We start from the raw sequence: 23,535 nt of genomic DNA on the forward strand, positions 1-23,535 counted from the left end.
TTTATAGTTAAGTTCAAAAACTTAAAACATAAGGATTTTAATCTTTTAACTATCCACTATACACTATCAACTATCAACTCAAAAAAGTGTCGCAATATATCCACAAAGTTCAATTCTAAATTTATAAATCCACAGATTTTCATCTTCTTCTTAAGATATTAATTACTGTTAATTTATATTTTTTAGTTCTATTATTGAATAAATTAAAATATATATTTTAAAGATTGTAATTAAAATTAACAAAGAAGGAGGAGATAAAGTGTCTTATTATTATGATTTTCAAAGTGAGTTGACTGTATTAGAGGCTAAGAAAGTAGCTAAAGCTATAAAAGAGAAGAAAGAAGAGAATTCTAAAAAAAGATATTAGGTCAACAGGACCTTGAAATTATAAATATATAAAGAAGTTAAGGGAAACCTTAGCTTCTTTATTATTTTTATACTAAATAATATTGTCAGATAATTACTTTAAAATAAATTATAGTTAATAACAAAGAGGAAAGTTTAATATAAGTATCGAAGTTTAATATGGTAAGTTTATTCTTAAAGGGAATTTAAAAAGGAAAATATTTTAGTTCTTCTTTATTTGATTAATTAGAATATTAATTATTTTTTAGGGAGTGGTGTTAAAATATTATAAAATCACAGGTGATGGTTCAGAGGTTAACTTAACAATTAATTTACCTGAAAAGACAGGAGTTATAATTTATCGAAATAATAACTAATAAAAAAAAGGGGGGCAAGTTGAATGAAAAAATTATTAATACTAAGTCTGCTAATCACACTATTGACTACCTTTACTGTATATGCTATGAGCTCTCCAAAAATAATGACTGAAGGGCTAAAAGAGGGTTACCAAAGCTTAGGAGGAACTATCTATGAAAAGGGAACAGGAACAATCAGCTTATTAATCTTTAAAGGTTATAATGGAAATAGATATCTAATTACTGGAGATTTGAAGGATAGATTGAGAAATCTAAAGGGATTGCCCTTAACTTTAACAGGAAAAGTTGAAGATTTGAATCCTAATGGAAAATTAACTCAAGGTAAGTTCAGGGTAAAATTATATGATGTTGAGTATAACTTAGATTATAAAGAGGTCTCTATCTTGGGAGTTTTAGAAGAAGATAAGGATGGTCTGGTCTTATTGACTAAAGAGCAGAAGGTCATTAGATTAGATGCCACTACTTATCATTCTTTAGATAAGTACTTAGGTAAGGAGATAGTGATTAATGGTTTCTTAGAAGAATTAACTGAATATAAAGCTAAGATGGAGGTTAAATCTTATCTGAATTTAGAGTAGAGAAAACAAGGGCTAAGGTGCCCTTGTTTTCCTATTTATCAGAGTAATCTCTAATATATTCTATAAATTGTTGTAGTAGATTGGTTAAGTTCTTATCTTTATGATAAATTATATTAAAGCTTCTTTTAAACTGAATATCTCTAAGGTTTAATTTTATCAAATCACCTTGTGCTACTTCTTCTTTCACAGCAATATCTGGTAAAATAGAGATTCCTAGATTATTTTTAATAGCTTTTTTAATAGCCTCTATATTATTAAGAGTATGTTTGATTTGATAGGTTATATTATAAGCGTTCATAATTTTATCAATTATCTCTCTAGTTCCACTCCCTTCTTCTCTACTGATAAAGTGCTGATCTTTGATATCTTCTCTTTCAACTATCTTCTTGTGGGCTAGGGGGTTATCCTTAGAAGAGATTAAAAAGAGCTTATCATGATAAAAAGAGTCAAAGAGAATATCTTTAGCTCCAATAAGCCCCTCTACGAGCCCGATATCGATATCATTATTTAGAATCTTCTCTTCAATTACAGTTGTATTATCTATAATCAGATTTAAATTTATCTCTGGATACTTAGTATTAAATTCTTTAATGATTGAAGGGAGTAGATAGGTACCAATAGTCATACTAGCCCCTACCCTTATCTTTCCAATCTTTAAATTAGCTATATCCTCTAGGGTGTTCTCCGCTTCATCCATAATTAAAATTATCCGTTTGCTATATTTCAAAAGTATCTTGCCAGCATAGGTTAAAATTAATTTCTTATTCATTCTCTCAAATAATCTAACCTGTAATTTCTCCTCTAAATCTATAATTGTTTGACTAACAGCAGGCTGAGTCATATATAATTGCCTACCTGCTTCAGACATGCTAGTTGTTTTACAGACTGTTGTAAAAATTTTAATCTCCCTTAAATTAATCTTATGGTTTAAATTCATTAGACTCCTCCTATAAGTAATTACTTATATAATTAATAATATCATACTATTTTACTAATAGTAAATTGAATATTAAAATATAAGTAGAGATGATGTTATCAATTAATGGATATATTGGGACACTTTAAGTTTTAGCTACGGGTTTTAACCCGTAGTGTAACATATCACCATCACCACAGGTTGAAACCTGTGGCTAGTAAATTTATCATTATAAAAATTAAAAAACACTAAGAGAATAATCAATGATATAAGGGGTGTTTTGAGTGAATAAGAAGTTAAATAATGAAACTAGTAAATGGGAGTCAATAACTGAAAAGCTACCTGGTTTAATCTTAGCAATTATCATTGCTTTTATTGGGAGGTATTTAGCAGGTTGGATACCCAATTTAGGTGGAGTTACTGTAGCCATTTTGTTGGGAATGATTATAGGGAATATCTTTGATTTAGGTGGTAAGTATGCTATAGGAATCCGTTTTGCTGAGAAGAAGATTCTCTCCTTAGCCATTATGTTGATGGGGCTTAAACTAGAATTATCTGTTCTAGGTGAGCTGGGGTTTTCTGCAATTATTGTTATTGTAATTATGGTTTTTAGTACTATCGGGATGGGAGTTCTTTTTGGTAGATTATTAGGTTTATCACCTAGTTTTAGTACTCTGTTAGGAGTAGGAAATGGAATTTGTGGTTCATCAGCGATTGCGGCAGTAGCACCAATTGTATCTAAGGAGGAAGATGAGATTGGTTTATCTATTGGGGTTGTTAATCTCTTAGGAACTATTGGTATATTTCTTTTACCTTTGTTGGTACATTTACTAAAATTAGAAGAAGCAAGTAGTGGTCTGATGATTGGAGGGACTTTACAGGCTGTAGGTCAAGTAGTAGCAGCTGGCTTTTCTATAAATGAAGAGATAGGTAGGTTGGCTACTGTGGTGAAGATGGGTAGGATTTTAATGTTAGCACCAGTAGTTTTATTATTTACTTTTTCTAATAGAGGTAATGATTTAGACTCTAAAGGTAAGTTATCCTTACCCATATTTATTATTGGCTTTTTTATATTTAGTCTTTTAGGAAGTTTAGGAATTATTCCAGAGGTTATTAGTGGCTTTTTAAAGTCTTTAAGTAAGGTATTATTAATAATTGCTATGGCAGGGATAGGTTTAAAGATAAAATTATCGAGCCTGCTCAAACAGGGTCCTAAGGCATTGCTAGTAGGTGGATGTATCTTTTTAGGGCAACTGCTTCTTATGACATTTTTAATTAAATCGATGTTATAAAAATAGAATATATGGTAAGAGCTAAAAGTAGGTCGAAAAATTCGACCTACTTTTTTAATCAACCTTAATTTTAGATAAGATTGACAATATTCTATCAGCAAATGTATAATATAATTAATAGAGATAATTTTTATAAAAAATTAATATTTAACCAAGATACCTGATAATAGTTCTATCAAAACTACTACTAATTTTATCTTAGCAATATTTTTTAGCTATTACTTATTGAATTTGGTTATGGATAACTTTTTTAGTGAGGGGCTACTTGAAAAAAGGGGGAAACAGAGATGTTTGAAAGAAAGGTAAGGTTTAAAGATAAGTTTAATCTCCATGCAAGACCAGCATCTATTTTGGTAGAAGAGGCGGAGAAGTATGCTTCTAGAATTAAGATAATCAAAAATAATCAAGAAGCAGATGCTAAGAGTATCTTGGGATTGATTTGTTTAGCAGTTAAAGATGGAGAAGAGTTGATTATTCAAGCTGAAGGTAATGACGCCAAAGTAGCTGTAGAGAGAATTGCCGATTTAATTGAGAATAAGCTAAGGATATTGAGCCATTTACAAGATAAAAAGGCAGTAGCTCAGGAATTAGGAGATGAAATATCTAAATATACTGTACCAAATCCGGCTGAGGTTGTTTCAATGATTGGCAAAGGTGTTAGAAAGACTATGAAATCAATTGGTGTAAATGTAGATGAAGATATAATTTAAATCTTTAATTATATAAAAAATGAGTTGGGTTATATAACCCAACTCATTTTTTATAGAAAATTATTTGCCCAAGAAGGTTTTAATATATTTATCTAGAATAAAGCATAATAAGAAAGAATGGCAAATTGAATTGGAGTTGTTATATTTTGTATGATAGAAGAGGAAAATTATTGAATATAGGGAAATCTTACTATCTATTTTCATGTATAAGTGACGGAGGTGAAGAAAAAAGGTGATGGGGCGAGATCAAGCATTATTAGAAGAATTAAATAAAATTATAGAAAATCAAGATATTCGAACTTTATTTCAACCAATAATTAGTTTAAGCGATGGAGAAGTATTAGGGTATGAGGCTTTAAGTAGAGGTCCTCATGGTAGTCAGTTAGAGAGTGCTCCAAGTCTATTTACTACTGCTATTAAATTTAATAAAATAGAGGAACTAGAAAGAATTTGTAGAGATAAATCAATTGATAGATTTAAACTTTTTGATCTAAACTGTAAGCTATTTATTAATGTTGATCCTACTATGATCTATGATTTTTATAATGGTACTATAAAGGATATAGAGATTTCTCAGGGGAATATAGTGATAGAATTGACTGAGAAGACCCATATCCGTGATTTTAATAAATTTGGAGAAGCATTGCAAAGATGTAAAGCTAAAGGTTATAAGGTGGCTATAGATGATGCAGGGGCAGGTTATTCAGGTCTACAATCTATTGTTTCTATTTCTTATAATTATATTAAGTTAGATTTATCTTTGGTAAGAAATGTTCACGAAGATATGGTGAAGTACTCCCTATTAGAGTCTATGATAAATTTTGCAAGAAAGATCGGTGCTAAGGTTATAGCAGAAGGTATTGAGTGTAAGCAAGAGTTGAAGACTTTAATTGAATTGGGAGTTGATTATGGTCAGGGTTATTTAATAGCTAGGCCAAATCAAAAGATAGTAGATAGGTTAGAGATTGTAGATTATATCTTAGAAAAGAAAAGAGAATTTTATAGAAATAGAAATTACAGCCAGATTGGCCATCTAATTAATGAAGGAGTTACTGTTCAAATTAATGATAAAGTAAGTTCTATATTTGATATCTTTGAAAAGAAAAGGTATCTGCAAAATATAGTGATTTTATCTGGAAGTAACCCAATTGGCTTGTTAACTAGAAATAAGTTCTACTCTAAAATGGATACACAGTATGCTTACTCTACTTATTTGGACAAAGAGGTAAGTACAATAATAGAGGGGAAACCTTTAATTGTCAATGAAGATGAATCAATTGAACAGGTAGCACAATTAGCAATGAGACGTAATGTTGAAGATATTTATGATGAGGTTATAGTAATTAAAGATAAGCAATATTTAGGAATAGCTTCTATCAGAAGGTTATTGGATAGATTGGCTCAATTGCAGATGGAACAGGCTAGAGGAGTAGATTCGTTAACAGGTTTACCTGGTAATCTATCTATTGAAAAGGAAGTATCTACTCGTTTAGAAAAGCAGGAGTTGTTTTCAGTATTATATATAGATTTGGATTATTTTAAACCATATAATAGCAAATATGGCTATAAAAAAGGGGATGAAGTCTTAGCCCTTACAGCAGATCTATTGAAGAGGATTTTGGCTAAACTCGGTAATAATGATGATTTTATAGGTCATATTGGAGGAGATGATTTTATAATAATCACTACTCCTGATAAAGATGAACTGATTAGTAAAGATATAATTAAAAATTTTGATAAAGAAATTATTAAGTACTTTGATAAAAAAGATATAAGTAGGGGATATTTGATAACTGAAGATAGTAATAGTGATAGTCAGGAATATCCGCTGACATCTATCTCAATAGCTATCATAGATAATCACAATAATGATATTATAAACTATCGTCAAATTAGTGATATAGCTCTTGAACTAAAAGATTCTGCTCAGGAAAAAGAAGGAAGCGTTTTCATTAAATTAAGGAAATAGTTTATTTTTATTGGAGTAGTAACTCAAAGCTTTGTTAAAATGTTGGCCTAAATATATTATATGGATATGATGATTGGAAATATTATTGATCAAATTGATTTTAACTAAATCTTAACATTTTTTTATGTTCTATTAACAATACTATGGAATAATAATACTGAAAAGTATTGATTAGACCAGTTTCTATAATTAAATATTACTTCTATTCTCTTTACTTTATGGTGTTAAAGATCTAACATAGCCTGATAGTAATTATTTATAGCAGAATTAGTTTTACTAATAATTTAAATATATAATTTCAGGATGTATATAATTAATAAAGATGGTTAAGTTTTTAGCAAACTAACTTATATTATTAATTGGGAGGAAAGAGTATGGATAACAAAGATAAGATTCTTTTAGAAGACTTAAAGAAGGTTATTGATAATAAGAGTATAAGAACTCTTTTCCAACCTATAATTGATTTAAAGAATGGTCAAATATTAGGTTATGAAGCTTTGAGTAGGGGACCTGAAGGTAGTGAATTAGAGAGTCCTTACAGATTATTTACTTTAGCTAGAAAGTATAATATGCTCTTTAGCTTAGAACAAGTCTGTCGGGAGAAGGCTTTATTAAATAGCGAATCGATAACAACTGGAACTAAGTTATTTCTTAATGTTGATCCAGGGGTAATTTATGATAACAGTTTTAAAGCTGGTATAACTAAAGAGATTATAGATAATATACATATCTCTCAAGAAGATATAGTAATTGAATTGACAGAGACCACTTGTATTGATGATTATCAAGGTCTTAGTCTAGCTTTAGATCATTATAAGCAACAAGGCTATCAAATTGCTATAGATGATACGGGAGCAGGATATTCAGGATTACAATCAATAGTCTCTATCTCTTATAATTATATCAAATTAGATCGATCTTTGATTCAAAATATTGATAGAGAACCAATTAAACAGGCATTATTGGAGAGCTTTATGAGATTTGCTAGAAGAATCAATTCTAAAGTTATTGCCGAAGGAATTGAAACGATGGCTGAATTAGATACCCTGTTGGCTATGGGAGTTGATTATGGTCAAGGATATTTAATTGCTAGACCCCAGCAGAAGGTTGCTTGTAATTTAGATATCGTAGATTACATTTTGGAGAAGAATAAAGAACTTTTAGAGTCAAATATTATTGGAAAGATTTCTAAAAGAAATGTTACTGTAGATATCTCGACTGATATGAACGAAGTCATAGATATTTTCAAAGGAGATAAAATGTTAGGAAGTTTAGTAGTTTTAGATAATGAAAAGTTAGTTGGTCTAATAACTAGGGATCAAGTTTTGTATAGTAATTTAAAACAAACTCAAGCTATACTTCCTATTATCAAAAAGACACCATTAAAGGTTGACTATTATACGGTGATAGAAGAGGTAATCGATAAATCTATAAAGAGAGATTTTGTAGATTTATATGATTGTATAATCATTACTAAAGATGATAATTATTTTGGGACTGTTTCTATTAAAAAACTTTTAAAATTTTGTTTAGATTCAGGTATAATTGCTCAGACAGGTATGAATTATTTTAAGAAGTTTTCTCAAAAGTTAGTAATATGAGATAAATATAAAAAGGGTGGTTGCTATCTAGCAACCACCCTTTTTATATTTAAGAAGTTATTTAGAAAATCATTTAAAGAATATGTTAACAAAAAATTAATATTATTTTAAACCTATTGTAATAGGAGTATGGAATAATAAGAGTTAAATTGGGAAGCTGGGTAGAGCTTCTTAAAATACTAAACTTTAGATAAGATTATAAGGAGGAGAATAATTTTGAAAAGAGGTTTATTATCAAGAAGTTCATTATTTGTGTTAGTTTTATCTTTAGTAGTTTTGGTGAGTGGTATTGCTTGTGCTGCAAATACATATACCGTTAAATCAGGTGATAGTTTAGCAAAAATTGCAGCTAAAACAGGAGTAAGTATCAAGAAATTAATTGAATTCAATAATATTAATGATGCTACTTTAATTTATCCTGGTGATATTTTAAAGTTGAATGCTAAGGCTCCTAAATATGTATTTTATTTTATAGGTGATGGTTTAGGACCAGCTCAACGTCAGTTAGCAGAATATTATTTGAAGTATCAAAGTAAAAATGAAGATGCCAAATTAGTAATGGATCAGTTTCCAGTAGCAGGAATTAATACTACATACTCTGCTGATTCCTTGGTAACAGACTCTGCGGCAGCAGGAACAGCATTGGCAACTGGATATAAGACTAATAATGGAGTAATTTCTGAATTGCCAGATGGGACTAAGCTTAAAACTCTTTTGGAGGGAGCTAAAGGAAAAGGAATGGCTACAGGTTTAATCTCTACTACTAGATTGACCCATGCTACTCCTGCAACTTTTGCAACACATATAGATGATAGAAATAAAGAGAATCAAATTGCTGCTCAATATGTAGAGAGTGGAGTTAAATATTTAGCAGCTGGTGGTTATAGATATTTTGTTCCTAAAGGTGGAGAGTTAAAGTCTAAAAGGAAAGATAATAGAAATTTGGTTAAGGAATTTAAAAATAAAGGTTATAATACTTTTGTATCTGAAGCAGATACTAGTAGCTTTAGAAGATTTGTACCATATGGTAAAGACAAGGTAGTAGCTCTTTTCACTTATAGTCATATGCCTTATGAGATCGATAGAGATGTGAACAAGGTGCCAAGTTTGGCTGAAATGACGCAAAAGGGTATTGATGTATTATCTCAGTATAATAATGGATTTTTTATGATGATTGAGGGTGGAAGAATTGACCATGCAGCCCATGCAAATGACCCTGTTGGGATGGTACATGATACTTTAGCCTTCGATAGAGCTATTAGTAAAGCTTATAAGTTCTATCAAGCTCATCCAAAAGAGACTTTGATTGTGGTAGCTGGTGACCATGAAACAGGTGGGGTTGGTTTAGGTTTTGCTAAGAATTATTTCTTGAATGTAGATGTATTAGCAGATGCTAAAGTTTCTACTGCAGATGTATTAAACTATGGAGAAGGTAAGTACGATGGTGATAGAGATAAATTTTTTGATTATATTGCTAAAAATTTAGGGTTAAGAAATTTAACTGCTAAAGAGAAGGCTGAAATTGAAAAGAATATGGATATGGTAGATAGAGGTCAGAAAACTTCTGCTGGGCAGTATGGTGGTTATGATCCAGTAGCAATCGCCACAACGCATGTACTATCAGAGAGAGCTAATTTACAATGGACTACTTATGCTCACTCTGCAACTTCAATTCCATTATCTGCTGTAGGTGTTGGAGCAGATAGCTTTGGTGGATATAAAGATAATACAGAGATTGCTAAAACAATGGCAGAAGTAATGGCAGTTCAGCTAAGCAAATAATCATTATCTTATTCAATCTTAACTTGAAATTTATATAGCTAAAAATTGATAAGATTAGTCATTGATAAAAAAATATAACCTTTTATTAAAATAAATAGTCGGGATTCAATCCCGACTATTTATACTTTCTTAAAGACTATAAATCTATCTGAGGTGGTTTAAATGAAGAGGTTACAAATAATAGTGATGCTAGGAGTAATTCTATTGATGGTCGGATTATTTCTTAATGCCCACTCTAAAGATCAAGCTGGAAATTTAGAGGTTAGAGCTATTGTTTTAGGTACTGATGATAGTGATATGATCCAAGCTGGTATTTCCAAGATTGGCTTCCAAACTCTGCAGGTCAGAATTATTGAGGGAAGATATCAAGGTAAAGAGATATCAGCCTCAAATAATTTATTGGGTAAACTAAGTATAGATAATTATTATAAGAAGGGTGATAAGATAGTGGTAGCTCTTTTAGAGAAGAATAATCAAATTATCAGTGCCAAAGCTATAGATCTCTATCGGCAAAATTGGGAATTAATTATTTTTATTTTATTTGTATCCTTATTAGTTTGGTATGCTGGATATACAGGAGTTAAAGCATTGTTTTCTTTTATCGCAAGTCTATATCTGATTTGGAGTTTTTTAATTCCAGGCTTATTAGAGGGTAAAAATCCTTTATTGCTATCATCGATAATTTTATTATTATTATCTGCTATCATTATCTTTGCAGTAGCTGGATTTAACAAGAAAGGATTAGCTGCCTTTGTTGGAACCATTTCAGGTCTGACCATTACTATAGGGATTACAGTCTTTTTTGGTAATCACTTAGAGTTAATAGGGATGACATCCCCCTTTGCAGAGACCTTGCTATTTAGTGGTCATCTAGACTTGGATATGAAAGACATCTTCTATGCTGCTATAGTAATTGGAGCTTCAGGGGCTGCGATGGATATTGCCATGGATATTGCAGCTTCTATGGAAGAGATAAAAGTTAAACGACCTGATATTCAAAGAGCAGAGCTGATTCAATCTGGGTTTAATGTGGGAAGAGCAGTAATTGGTACTATGACAACTACCTTATTATTGGCTTATTCTGGGGGATATCTTACCTTATTAATGTTATTTATGACCAAGGATTCCACCCTTAGTAGAATGTTGAACTTTAAAATGGTATCTGCAGAGATTTTACGTACATTAACAGGGAGTATTGGTCTGGTATTAGTAGCACCTATTACAGCCTTTTTTGCTGGATGGATATATTCAATTGATATTAAAGGTATATTTAATAAAATAAGAGAAGGTAAATCAGTGAGTTTAAAATGAAATCTTCTAGAGATAATGCGACACTTCCGTGTCGGTGTGAGTGAGTCGTTTGAGTGTGTGTGAAGTGCTTTTCTATTGAATTTCACTCACACTCCCACACCAACTTACACTTATAAAAAGATACCTATTAAGTCTTTGTTAACATGTTATTAATCTATTTATAACCATATCTTAATATTTATCTGTTATTATAGTATTATCTAATTTGTAAATGTTTGCTATGAAACTCTATTGTAATATAGGTCAGAAGATAATTTACCAAAAAAAGATTGTTAATATAGGAGGAATATATTTTGAATACTGTGTCTAAGAGAGATCCTATATTTGAAAATTTACAGGAAATAATAAGGACAAGGAATATAAGAATATTTTTTCAACCTATTATTAGCTTAAAGGATGGGATTTTATTAGGGTATGAAACCTTAACTAAAGGACCAGAGGGTAATATTTTAGAAGATGATACGAGATTATTCTCTGAAGCTAAACGGTATGGATTAGTTTCTGATGTGGAAAATATCTGTCGTAAGAATACATTATTAAAGATTGAAGAGATTGAAGAGAAGCAAAAGTTATTTATCAATATAGATTCTAGTACTCCTTTTAATCAAGGTTTTTTAAGGAAATTTAAAGATGATTTTAATGAATTAATACTCTTTTCAAAAGATAATGTTGTCATGGAATTAACAGAGAAATTATCTTTAAGTGATCAAGAATTATTTAAAACATTATTAGATTTCTATATGGATCAGGGTTGTAAAGTTGCTATAGATAATCTAAGGGGGGAGTATAATGGACTAAAGACAATTCCATCTATTTGCTATGGTTATATTCAATTAGAACAGTGTTTAATTCATGGTGTGGATAAAGACCACCTTAAGTTATCATTATTAGAAGCAATAGTAAATTTTGCTCAAAAAATAGATTTTAAGGTGATTGCTAAGGGAATTGAAACTGAGCAAGAGTTGAAAGTCTTAATTGATATAGGAGTAGATTATGGACAAGGTCACTTCATTGCAGAATCTGCTGAGGATTTAGTAAATGATATAGAGATTAGCCAATATATTAATCAGAATAATAGTGTAAAAAATAATTCTTTAGTTGGAGTTGTTATTGGAGAATTAATAAAGAGGCAAGTCTCAGTAAATTTAGATACTAAGACTAATAAGGTGATTGAAATGTTTGAGGGGGATAATTATTTACAGGAAATAGTGGTTTTAGATGAGAAAAAGCCAGTAGGTCTATTGATGAAGGATAAAATCTTTTCTAGACTAGGAACTCGTTATGGTTATTCAGTATTTATTGATAGATCAGTGAGCCTAATTATGGATAAAAATCCTCTAATAGTAGATGATGATACTCCTATTGAGGAGGTATCTGCTCAGGCTATGGATAGAAATATTGATAATGTATATGATTGTATAATAGTTACTAAAGATAATAAATACTTAGGCGTGGTATCTATAAAAAATTTACTAGATAAATTCTCAAAATTAAAGATTGAGCATGCCAAAAATTTAAATCCTCTAACCAACTTACCTGGTAATATGATGATTGAAAGAGAGGTTACAGAGAAGATTTCAAAGGATAAGGTTTTTTCAGTCCTTTATATAGATTTAGATAACTTTAAAGCCTATAATGACTATTATGGTTACAAAAAAGGTGATGAAGTTATCGGTTATACAGCTGGACTATTAAAAGAAGTTGTGATGCATGTTGGTAATAAGGATGACTTTGTAGGGCATATTGGTGGAGATGATTTTGTAATAGTTACTGATCCTGATAAAGATGAGGTGATCAGCCAGAGTATAATTGATATATTTGAGTTAGAGATTAAGAAATTCTTTAATGAAAGGGATAGGAAACAGGGATATATTGTTACCAAAGATAGGCAAGGGAATATTTGCAAGACTCCTTTGGTAAGTATTTCAATAGCTATTGTTAGTAATAAATATAGAGAAATTAGTAGTCATTTGAAGGTAAGTGATATTGCAGCAGAAGTTAAAAAACGTGTCAAGAAGATGGAGGGTAGTAACTATCAACGGGATTTGCGTAGAAGTTAAAAGAATATTGATTATTATTTTTGAGATAGCGTAAAGCTATCTTTTTGTTTTTGCTTATTGACAATGTAATAATTATATAAGTTGAACTAATGTTTTTCTTAAAGAATTCAAAATCTTTTTTGCAACAAATTAACACGAATCGCACGAATTAAAGACAAAAGAATAAATTAATAGTTTAGAATCAATTTTGTTTTAAATTTGTCTAAATTAGCTAGATTAGTTGCTAAATAATTTGATTTTTTGATTAATGAAATTCTTTAATTCAATCTATATATATCTAAAGTCTAATAAAATATTTGATAAGAAACCAACTTATTGTATACAATAAGTTGGTTAATAAAGAATTGACACAGCTGATAATATATGTTACTATTGTAGAAAAAGAATATAATTCTTATCCAGAGTGGTGGAGGGACTGGCCCGATGAAACCCAGCAACCCCCTTTTTAAAAGGAAGGTGCTAATTCCAGCAATATCCATGTGATGTTGAGAGATAAGAGGAGTAAATTCAATTCTCTTCTTAAGAAGAGAATTTTTTATTTTAAGACTTAAAAGGAGTGAGTAGCAATGCCGATTAATATTCCAGATAATTTGCCAGCAGCAGAGATTTTGGAGCAGGAAAATATCTTTGTAATGAAGGAGAGTAGAGCTTATCACCAAGATATTCGTCCTTTAAAGATTGTGATCTTGAATTTGATGCCTCTAAAAGAGGTTACTGAGGCTCAATTACTAAGATTATTAGGAAACAGTCCTTTGCAAGTAGATATTGTATTATTACACCCTAAAAGTCATGATGCCAAAAATACTTCTGAGGAGCATTTAAGTACCTTTTATAAGACCTTTGATGAGATAAAGGATGAGAATTTCGATGGATTAATTATTACTGGTGCTCCAGTAGAACAGCTGCCTTTTGAAGAGGTTGACTATTGGGAAGAGCTAGAAGAGATTATGGAGTGGAGTCTGAATCATGTGACATCAACCTTTCATATCTGTTGGGCATCACAAGCAGGGCTTTATTATCATTATGATGTTCCCAAATATCCCTTGGATCAAAAGTTATTTGGTGTATTTTCTCATAATATTAATAAAAGCAAGGTAAAATTATTGCGTGGCTTTGATAATGATTTTTTAGTACCACAATCACGCCATACAGAGGTTAGAAGAGAGGATATTGAGAAGGTTGATGAACTTGAAATTCTAGCAGAGTCAAAGGAAGCAGGGGTTTATCTAGTAGCTAGTAAAGATGGAAAGCAGATATTTGTTACAGGTCATTCTGAATATGATAAGGATACATTAAGATGGGAGTATGAGAGGGATGTTAATAAAGGCTTAGAGATTGAAATCCCTAAGAACTATTATTTTAATGATGATCCTACTCAAAAACCAATAGTTAACTGGAGAGCTCATGCTCATCTACTCTTCTCAAATTGGCTTAACTATTATGTATATCAACAAACACCATATAATTTAAATAAGATGGAATAAGTTAAGGGATGGAACCTCAAAGGTTTCATCCTTTTTTTATTAATATTTAAAATTCACAAGTAGTATATTTTAAGTATAGCTTAGTTTAATTTGAAGAATATTTTTAATCAAAAAGAGAATAAAGGAGCGAGTTTATGGTAAAAGTTATATTATGGGCATTATTAATCTTTATCTCCAGATCAGTTGATGTTGCGTTAGGAACATTAAGAACTAGGATGGTTGTTAGCAGAAGAAAGTATCGAGCTGCTATCATAGGTTTCTTTGAAGTTTTAATATATATCTTAATAGTCAGTAAGGTAATCCAAGATACAGGAAATATTTTTAATGTTATTGCGTATTGTGCTGGTTTTTCTTGTGGAACAATTTTAGGTTTGAATTTAGAGGATAGGCTAAATTTAGAGATGTTACAGGCTACAATTATGCTCAAAGATAATTCATATGATTTATTGAGGTTAATAAAGGAAGCAGGCTTTAAAGCAACTTTGTCGATAGAAGATTTTAAAATGGATATAATTAATGTATTGCTAGAAGAAAAAAGAAAGGATGAGTTAGAGAAGATCATTAATGATTTAGAATATGATACTTTAATATCTTTTCAAAGCCTAAATAAAGTTAGCAAGAATTACTTATATAGTTTGAAGAAATAAGATTTAATATTTTATGGTAATTTATCACAGGGGAAATTGTTTTTCAAGTAGAATTATAATAAAATATATATAAAAGAATAATGATAATGGTTTATGCTATAAAATGAATTGATACAATAGAATGAATTACGATACTTTAATGTCAGTGTCAGTGCGAGTGTGAGTGAGCTGTCATTAATATTTTTACTCACACTCACACTAATAACTCACACTTTAAGAAAAGTGTCGTAATATACCCATAATAAGGTACTATTTATACAAGGTTAAATTAGCACAATGTCTAAAAATAATACATTATTAATCATAAATACTTTTAGAAGATTAGAATATGTTTGAAGGGGCTAGTGTTAGAATCAGATGATATTCTGTCTAGATAATTAAAAAAATTTATATTTAAGGAGTGATTAGCTATGGAAGAATCTAAAAGACAGACTTTAAAGACTAGAGAAGAGATAGCAGAAGATTATAAGTGGGATTTAAGTCAGTTATATGAGGATGATAATAGTTGGGAAGAGGAGTTTAATCAGATCAAAGGTAGAGTATCTGAAATGGAAAAATATCAAGGAAAGTTAGGTGAATCTGCTGATACTTTATTAGCAGGATTAAATTTAAGTATGGAGCTAAATAGAATCTTAGAAAAGCTCTATAGCTATGCTGCTAGAAAGAACGATGAGAATACCACAGTAAATAAATATCAAGGGATGAAGGCAAGAATCCAAGCTTTATATAGCAATTTTGCTAGCATCACTTCTTTTATGGTACCAGAGATTATTCAGATTCCTATCGATAAATTGCAATCTTACCTAGCAGAGAAGGAAGATTTAAAGTTATATCAACATTATTTAGATGATATTATGCGCCAAAAGTCACATTATCTTAGTCCCCAAGAGGAGAAGATTATCGCTTTAGCTGGTGAAGTGACCCAGAGTCCTAGTAATATTTTTGGGATGATTAATAATGCTGATATTGCTTTTCCTACTATCACAGGTGAAGATGGTGAAGAGATTGAGGTTACCCATGGTCGCTATATTGACTTATTAAAGGATAAAAATCGTCATATCCGTCGTGATGCCTTTAAGGCATATTATAGTTCTTATCAGGAGCTAGAGAATACCCTTTCTATGACCTTAAGTTCTAATGTTAAAAAGAATATTTTTTATAGAAAGGTCCGTAATTATGAAGATGCTTTGGAAGCATCGTTAGCTGGAAATAAGATTCCTGTAGAGGTATATACTAATTTGATAGATACAGTTAGTAAGCATTTAGATTCTATGTATAAATATATTGATTTACGCCAAGAGGCTTTAGAACTTGATCAGCTACATATGTATGATTTATATACTCCTATTGTTAAGGATGTAGAGATGAAGGTTACTTATGAAGAGTCTCAAGAGATCATTTTAGAAGCTTTAAAACCTTTAGGGGAAGAGTATTTGAAGGTGATTGAGGAAGCCTTTGAGAGTAGCTGGATTGATGTTTATGAGAATAAAGGTAAGCGAAGTGGAGCTTACTCAGCCTCTTGTTATGATGCCCATCCATATATTTTGATGAATTATACTGATAGTATCGACAATTTATTTACTTTAGCCCATGAACTAGGTCATGCTATGCATTCCTATTATTCTAATCAGACGCAACCTTATCTTTATGCAGATTATAGTATCTTTGTAGCTGAAGTTGCTTCTACAGTAAATGAAGCCTTACTGATGCAGTATCTGTTAAAGACTACAGAGGATGAAGAGAAGAGAAAGTATATCTTAAACTACCATTTAGAACAGTTTAGAGGAACTGTTTATCGCCAGACAATGTTTGCAGAGTTTGAAAAGTCTATCCACGATTTATCTGAACAAGGGCAAGCCTTAACTCCGGAGTTATTGGCAAAAGAATACCATGATTTAAATCAGAAGTATTATGGGCAAAGTATTGTAGTAGATGATGAGATTGATATTGAATGGGCAAGGATTCCCCATTTCTATTATAACTTCTATGTCTACCAATATGCTACTGGTTTTTCTGCTGCAATCACCTTATCCCAAAAAATATTAGAGGAAGGTCAAGATGCTGTAGATAAATATTTGAATTTCTTAAAAAGTGGAAGTTCAGACTATCCAATTGAATTACTAAAACAAGCAGGAGTAGATATGACTACACCTGATCCTATCGAAAAGGCTTTAAAGGTTTTTGAAGAATTGGTTGAAGAGATGAAAGAGTTAGTTCTAGCAGTGAGTAATGTATAATACTGATAAAAATTAAAGATGAACCTTTTGGACGTCCTGCTAAAGGGCGTCTTTACTTTTAGACTAGCAAGTTAATTTAATCTTAATTAAGGAATAATAAATTTATTTTATGACTAAGTTTTTCTAAAAGAAGGTATTTATTATGTTTTTAAAGAAATTAATAGGTAAGTTATAAGTGGAAATTTATTCTATTAAATTGAATAGGCAATACATAATTATTAAAGAGAAAGGAGGTAAAATTATGAATCCAATTTTATCAACAATATTGTATTCAGTTATTGGGATTGTTTTATGTCTATTAGGTTATAAAATCTTTGATATTGCTACTCCTTTTAAGTTAGATGATGAGATTCAAAAAGGAAATACTGCAGCTGGTGTAGTAGTATCAGGAATTTTTATTGCGGTGGCTATTATAGTAGCAGCCTCAATAATTTAATCTGCTAATAAGAAATACATAGGTGTTCTAAATAAATATATTTATTATATTGGAGAAAATACAATAAAGATTATATTCAAAAAGGCGCCATTTTTGGTGTCTTTTTAGTTTATTGTCTGTTTTATTATAAAATTATGTAATAGAAGAGTTTCAGTATTAATAAATGATTTGGATAATTAAAGGTTTTATTATATAATATAGATATATTATATGATTGTGAATCTAGGTATAATTATATAAAAATTAAGGAAAGGTGGCGAAGATGGGAAAAGATAATAAATATAGAGCGAATAAAATTAAACAAGAACACACTATTATAGAGGATATTCTGCCTTTATTAGAGGAAGTAGCAGAATTAGATATAATTAAGAGTATAATTCCAGGTAGGATTAATCGCCGTGGTGGTAGTGGAATTCCACCACATCTTAAGTTAAAGTATCCTACTTCTAGTGGAATTAAAATTCTAGCTAAAAATAGTTCATCTATTCAAGAGGTTTTTGTAGTAACTGATGATGTAGATGGAGCTATGAAGTTAATTAAAGAGATAAAATCTGTAAAGTAGTATTGTTGGTATTACTGAGTTGATTTATTAAAGTCAGTAATACCACTAGCTACTTTTATTTGCATGATTGACTCCATAATTATCTAGTATAACCAATTAATTTTAAGATATCAAATTGAATGATTTTAAAGGAAATACAATCATTATGTAGAATAGAAATATATAAGACAATTTTAAGTAGAAATTATAAAGACTATCAATTTATACTATAAATTTTAATAATCGATTAGATTAACGTTTAATTGAGGTATAATAAAATGGAATTATATAGATATCCAACTTTAGAGTGAAATAATAGAAAGATAATGTGACATTTTAGTGTCAGTGTGAGTGTGGGTGTGAGTGGTTTAGTGTTATGGTTTACTCACACTCACACTTAAATAAAGTTTCGCTATATACCCATTAAATTACACTGTAGACTTGGAAATTTATAAATTAAATTCATTAAAATATAGATATTAGGTTAGTTGTAGTTGAAAAATTATTATAACTAATTAAATTTTTATTAATAGGGATATTAGAGGGAGGAGGCTTTTTGGTGAAGAAGAAGTTTGGAGTACTGATTGCTTTGGTCATATCTATTGTCTTTAGTAGCTCGACTGTTTTTGCTAATGGACTGCCTTTTGAGAAGTATAAGGAAGGGTTGTTGTCCTTTGAAAATCAAGATTGGTCAGAGGCGGAACAGTATTTTGATGAGATTATTTTAGAGGATTTATCATACTCAGAATATTTGGCAAAATCTCTTTACTTGAAGACAATCTTATTGGCTGCTCAAATAGACAGAGATGTAGAGTTACAGAAGACTTTTGAAAGTGGTGAAAAAGCAGTCTCTTTTAAAGATGAAGAACTTAAAGAGAAGTTAAAGAATAAAGCTAATGATTATGAGTTGGCTGCTAAAAGGAAGGTAGATACATTAATTGGCTTAGCAAATTATTTATTAGCCAATCTTCCACCATTGAATATGGATATTGACTTTAGTAATAATAGATGGGATTATAACCCAGAGTGGATTGATACTATTAAAGCAGGTAAGATGATTTCAGAAGATAGACTGAATATAATAGAGAAGGGGCTTTTAGGTGAGAAAGTAAAGGATTATTTGGATTTAACTTTAGGAGTAGATTCTTTCAACGATATTTTTGTGGTAACAGCTGAACAAGGAGATAACTTATATTATTTAGCTAAAAAATATGATGTTTCTTTAGATTTATTATTAAATTTGAACAAGCATATTGAGAACCCTAATTTGATTTACCCAAATGAAAAGATCTATATTCCTAAACAAAGTTCCTTTGCAATTAATTACCCAGCTTATTTCTACTATGTATCAAATATCTCTTATCAAGCCAATAAAGAGCGCAAAGAAGATATTACTAGGTTGGTCTTTAGAGCTTATCAGTTAACCAGTGAACAATCAAATATTCCTTATCCAAAAGACTATGAAAACTTTATGGAAGGAATAGAGATTCAAGACTATCAACGTAAGGTTACAGCACAGGCAAAAGAGATTGAATCACAAGATAAGAAAATTAATGAAATGGAAGCAAAATATAATGAATTAATGAAAGAGTTAGAGGAGTTAAAGTCCAATTTAGATGATGATAATAATAAAAAGAAGAATAACGATGATTTATTAGAAGATAGTGATTATGAGGATTATAACCCTGCTGAAGATCCTTTAACTTATTAATGAATTTTATAAAGCCTGTTTAGTCAATAGAGTTGAAATGTTCCGAGGGTTGAACCCCTCGGAACTTAGTTTAAGGAGGATTATTTAATGAAAGAATACATAGGATTGTTATCAATAATTTACATAGTAATTACTATTGCCAAATTAAAAGCCAATGAGAAGAGTTTTGAACATTATATTGTTGAATATCAAGAGATCAAATTTCAATTAAAACTAATCAGTCAGAGCAAGAATCCTTTCTTAATGATGAAATTTAGTAGTACACTACTTTATATTTTATTGGTATTATACTATACAGCCAATATAGTTATCTTTTCTAGTTATCCTTTAATCAATCTTTTTAGCTATATCCTAATTATAGTGACTATAATTAGATTAAGTAAAAAAGTAACTATAAATTCTGTACAGGATTTTGAGAAGAGAATCAAATTTATTAGAAGGGATTACCGTAAGCAACAGAGATTGCAGTTTTGTATCGGATTACTTGAGTTTGCTTATGCCTTTAATGCTTTAATTTTGATTAGTTTTTATTATTAATGATAGGGTAGTCTGAAGAAGGCTATCTAATTTTTTTATTAAATTCTTTGGTATTGATAATGGCTTGTAAGAGGTTAATTACACCATCTAATTCATCTTCTTTAATATACCTAACATTATTGACATCATGGGTTTGAATTCGTTCTAAATCTGTTACTATTTTTTTTAGTCCAGTTAGATTTGTATAGTCTAGCATCTTAGCTATCCTCCTTGATATTAGGTATTTATTAAGGCTTATTTATAGTATTTGTCAAAGTTATGCTAAAGATGTTAGTAAAAATAACTAATAGTTGCTAATATTAATTACTTCTTTAATTTTGTCTCTAGATTTGTTCTTCTTGTAGTCTAATAAGTTACTATTAGAAATAAAATAATTCTAAAAATTTTTATAGTAAAACATTGATATAATTTATTATAAATTATATAATTAGGTTAAATGCAAAAATTTGAGGGCAATCTTTCTAGAAAGAACCCCGGTTAATTATTAAAAATTTTTTAATAATTAATCGGGGTTTTTGTTTTGTAGATAAGCTTTTAGGGAAAACTTTTAATAAAGGGTGGTTTAGATGAATAAAATCATAAGGTTGAAGTATAGAGAGGGAGTTAAAAAGAGATATTTATTACCCAATTTATATAAACTGGGCTATCAATTAGCAGATATAGAATCTGATGCAAAGCTGTTAGTAGAAAAGGGTAGGCGGAAGGTATATATTAATGCCGAATTACTTGTTAGTGTTAATGGCTTACCTGGCTTGGTTATTTCTGTTAGAGCTGGGAATGAAGAATTGAATGCAGAAGTAAAGAAAAAGATGCTATCTTATTCCCGATTGCTTTCAACTCCTGCTCCTATATTGGTAATGACAAATGGTTTGGAAACTAGAGTTTATGACACTCAAACTGGGCAGCAACTAGCAGAAATTCCTAGTAAAGATGAGCTGAAGAAGTATCTTAGCAAGCAAGAAGTTTCTGACAAGGTAAGGGAGCAGTCCTTAAATAACTTAATCTCTTCAGTATCATTATGGGATGAGAGTAGAAGAAAAAGTCCCTACCATTCATATAATATGAGGTCTTTTGTTGACGTGAGTGAGAAAACGGTTTTTAACACCAAAGTATTTCATAATTATAACTATTCTCCCAATTTGCCAACAATAAATGATGAGGTTTCTATTAGGGTTAGTAGTCAGAGAAAATTGGTAGATAAAATGTACTTATATTATACTACTGATGGTACTCTACCTAAAGGTAAACAGGGTAAGGTAATAAATGGAGTTTGTTTAGAGTTGAAGAGAAGGTATACAGAAGTAGCTCCAGCTGAAGAAGAGTTGATTGACTGGTGGGAAACTAAGATTGCTCCTCAGCAAGAGGGTGTTAGAGTTAGATATATTATTGAAGGCTATAATAGTCAGGAGGGTATGTCATATTTTGCTGACAGTAAAGAAGCTTTAGCAGAAGCAAGTAATTTCTCTTATCTAGTACAGGATTATCAGACTCCTCAATGGGCTAAGGAAGCGATAGTCTATCATATTATGATTGATCGTTTCTATGATGGTGATCCAACTAATAACTATGATTTAGGTCTTGATCCTTTTGCCTACCAAGGTGGAGATTTACAAGGAATAATTGATAAATTAGATTATGTTAAGAAATTGGGTGCAACGGCTATTTGGCTATCACCACTTTATGAAGGCTTATACTATCATGGCTATCATATAACAGATTTTTTGGAAATTGATAAGCATTTTGGTGATGCTAACTTACTTAAAAAATTGATTAATTCAGCTCATAATAAAGGATTAAAGATTATTTTAGACTTCGTACCAAATCATTGTTCTAATAAGCATCCTTTCTTTATTGAGGCTCAACAGGATAAAGATAGTAAATATTATAATTGGTTTGAATTTACTCAGTGGCCTAAGCAATATGATGGCTTTTTTGGTTTAAAAGAGTTACCTTACATCAATAATGATTATGCAGAAGCTAGAGAATATACTATTTATCAGCATTTACTAAAGTGGCTAGAAACTTACGATTTCGATGGTTTAAGAATGGACTATGCTTATGGGTTATCCCATGATTTTTGGACTGAATTTAGAATAGCTCTTAAAGAGGTTAAACCTGATGCCTATGTATTTGGTGAGGTTTGGGAAGGACCTGGTATTACAAATAAATTTGCTGGAGAGTTAGATGGTTGTTTTGATTTTTCTTTAGTTTGGAGCTTTAGAGAACTATTTATTCATGGTAGCAAGTGTGTTTCAGAATTTAAAGATGATTTAGATTATTTAAATGAATATTATGAAGATGAATTTATCTTATGTAGATTCTTAGATAATCATGATATGACCCGCTTTTTATGGGAAGCAAAAGGTGATAAGAGAAGATTAAAGTTAGCAGCAACCTGTCAGTTTACTTTAGCGGGTACTCAGTTTATTTATTATGGGACAGAAGTGGGATTATCCCAAGCAAATGACTGTAGAGACGATAATACAGGAGCAATTGTCTATGATTATTCTCGTAACTTTATGTTATGGGGAGAAGAGCAGGATAAGGAATTATATAGTTTCTATCAAAGATTATGCAGTGCTAGAAAGAATCACTTAGCTTTAAGTTTAGGTGAGAGAGAGGATATAATTGTTGATGATCAAAGGGGAATCTGGGCTTATATTAAGAGCTATGGTCAAGAAGAATTGCTTATTATCTTAAATTGTAAAGAAGAGGAAGCAGAGTTTGAAGTAGATTTAAGTAGTTATAATTTGGCTAATCGTAACAAGATAATAAATCTATTAAATGATAGAGAATATAGCCTTATAGATGGAAGAGTAAAACTGAGAGTACCAAAATTGACAGGAGCAATTTTAGGTTGTTAATACAAATCTTATGCTAATAGAAAAGTGATACAATGTAGTGATAGTGCGACACTTTTTATAATGATAAATTTACTAGCCACAGGTTTCAACCTGTGGTGATGGTGATATGTTACACTACGGGTTAAAACCCGTAGCTA

Annotated in this window: 18 protein-coding genes and 1 riboswitch; of the genes, 16 read left to right on the plus strand and 2 right to left on the minus strand. The window is 30.4% G+C overall.

Going from position 1 to position 23,535, the window contains the following annotated elements; translation table 11 throughout:
* Window positions 1-745 precede the first annotated feature (745 nt).
* Window positions 746-1,300, plus strand: coding sequence for a hypothetical protein (locus ACTCDL_RS05175; protein ID WP_463174556.1), 555 nt, complete (start codon window positions 746-748; stop codon window positions 1,298-1,300).
* Window positions 1,301-1,331: 31 nt separating this feature from the next.
* On the opposite strand, the gene ACTCDL_RS05180 is transcribed toward ACTCDL_RS05175, so the two are convergent.
* Window positions 1,332-2,237: a LysR family transcriptional regulator gene (locus ACTCDL_RS05180; RefSeq protein WP_463174558.1), complete on the minus strand. Its 906-nt coding sequence runs from the start codon at window positions 2,235-2,237 to the stop codon at window positions 1,332-1,334.
* 263 nt (window positions 2,238-2,500) lie between these two features.
* On the opposite strand from ACTCDL_RS05180, the gene ACTCDL_RS05185 reads away from it, so the two are divergent.
* The 14 genes from ACTCDL_RS05185 to ACTCDL_RS05250 all read left to right on the plus strand — a co-directional run bounded on the left by ACTCDL_RS05185 (window position 2,501) and on the right by ACTCDL_RS05250 (window position 20,534).
* Complete coding sequence (locus tag ACTCDL_RS05185) at window positions 2,501-3,508, plus strand: YeiH family protein (protein WP_463174559.1); 1,008 nt, start codon at window positions 2,501-2,503, stop codon at window positions 3,506-3,508.
* A 287-nt stretch (window positions 3,509-3,795) separates the two neighbouring features.
* Entirely contained in the window at window positions 3,796-4,218 is a 423-nt protein-coding gene (locus ACTCDL_RS05190; protein WP_463174561.1) for an HPr family phosphocarrier protein, read from the plus strand.
* Between the two features lie 235 nt (window positions 4,219-4,453).
* A complete protein-coding gene (locus ACTCDL_RS05195) occupies window positions 4,454-6,187 on the plus strand; it encodes an EAL domain-containing protein (protein ID WP_463174564.1) in 1,734 nt (577 codons plus the stop codon).
* A 374-nt stretch (window positions 6,188-6,561) separates the two neighbouring features.
* Window positions 6,562-7,788, plus strand: coding sequence for an EAL domain-containing protein (locus tag ACTCDL_RS05200; RefSeq protein WP_463174565.1), 1,227 nt, complete (start codon window positions 6,562-6,564; stop codon window positions 7,786-7,788).
* 216 nt (window positions 7,789-8,004) lie between these two features.
* Complete coding sequence (locus tag ACTCDL_RS05205) at window positions 8,005-9,570, plus strand: alkaline phosphatase (protein ID WP_463174566.1); 1,566 nt, start codon at window positions 8,005-8,007, stop codon at window positions 9,568-9,570.
* A gap of 162 nt (window positions 9,571-9,732) precedes the next feature.
* Window positions 9,733-10,881: a YibE/F family protein gene (locus ACTCDL_RS05210; RefSeq protein WP_463174567.1), complete on the plus strand. Its 1,149-nt coding sequence runs from the start codon at window positions 9,733-9,735 to the stop codon at window positions 10,879-10,881.
* Between the two features lie 302 nt (window positions 10,882-11,183).
* Window positions 11,184-12,941, plus strand: a complete 1,758-nt coding sequence (locus ACTCDL_RS05215) for an EAL domain-containing protein (RefSeq protein WP_463174596.1) — start codon at window positions 11,184-11,186, stop codon at window positions 12,939-12,941.
* Window positions 12,942-13,332: 391 nt separating this feature from the next.
* Window positions 13,333-13,440: riboswitch (SAM riboswitch) on the plus strand.
* Window positions 13,441-13,507: 67 nt separating this feature from the next.
* Complete coding sequence (gene metA, locus ACTCDL_RS05220) at window positions 13,508-14,425, plus strand: homoserine O-acetyltransferase MetA (protein ID WP_463174568.1); 918 nt, start codon at window positions 13,508-13,510, stop codon at window positions 14,423-14,425.
* 134 nt (window positions 14,426-14,559) lie between these two features.
* The gene (locus tag ACTCDL_RS05225; RefSeq protein WP_463174572.1) at window positions 14,560-15,072 is read left to right on the plus strand and encodes a DUF5698 domain-containing protein; all 513 of its coding nucleotides are present in this window, start codon (window positions 14,560-14,562) and stop codon (window positions 15,070-15,072) included.
* 410 nt (window positions 15,073-15,482) lie between these two features.
* Entirely contained in the window at window positions 15,483-17,309 is a 1,827-nt protein-coding gene (gene pepF / locus ACTCDL_RS05230) for an oligoendopeptidase F (protein WP_463174574.1), read from the plus strand.
* 241 nt (window positions 17,310-17,550) lie between these two features.
* Window positions 17,551-17,745, plus strand: a complete 195-nt coding sequence (locus tag ACTCDL_RS05235; RefSeq protein ID WP_463174578.1) for a DUF350 domain-containing protein — start codon at window positions 17,551-17,553, stop codon at window positions 17,743-17,745.
* A 262-nt stretch (window positions 17,746-18,007) separates the two neighbouring features.
* Window positions 18,008-18,307, plus strand: coding sequence for a DUF2103 domain-containing protein (locus tag ACTCDL_RS05240; RefSeq protein ID WP_463174581.1), 300 nt, complete (start codon window positions 18,008-18,010; stop codon window positions 18,305-18,307).
* Window positions 18,308-18,845: 538 nt separating this feature from the next.
* Window positions 18,846-19,997 (plus strand): LysM peptidoglycan-binding domain-containing protein, encoded by a 1,152-nt coding sequence (locus tag ACTCDL_RS05245; RefSeq protein WP_463174585.1) that lies wholly within the window; start codon window positions 18,846-18,848, stop codon window positions 19,995-19,997.
* A gap of 87 nt (window positions 19,998-20,084) precedes the next feature.
* Window positions 20,085-20,534 (plus strand): hypothetical protein, encoded by a 450-nt coding sequence (locus ACTCDL_RS05250; RefSeq protein WP_463174587.1) that lies wholly within the window; start codon window positions 20,085-20,087, stop codon window positions 20,532-20,534.
* Window positions 20,535-20,556: 22 nt separating this feature from the next.
* Here the strand turns inward: ACTCDL_RS05250 and ACTCDL_RS05255 are convergent, their stop codons facing one another.
* A complete protein-coding gene (locus ACTCDL_RS05255) occupies window positions 20,557-20,730 on the minus strand; it encodes a hypothetical protein (protein WP_463174591.1) in 174 nt (57 codons plus the stop codon).
* A gap of 370 nt (window positions 20,731-21,100) precedes the next feature.
* Between ACTCDL_RS05255 and ACTCDL_RS05260 the strand changes: the two genes are divergently transcribed.
* Window positions 21,101-23,398: an alpha-amylase family glycosyl hydrolase gene (locus tag ACTCDL_RS05260; protein WP_463174594.1), complete on the plus strand. Its 2,298-nt coding sequence runs from the start codon at window positions 21,101-21,103 to the stop codon at window positions 23,396-23,398.
* Window positions 23,399-23,535 lie beyond the last annotated feature (137 nt).

The sequence above is a fragment of the Orenia sp. genome (assembly GCF_055140805.1).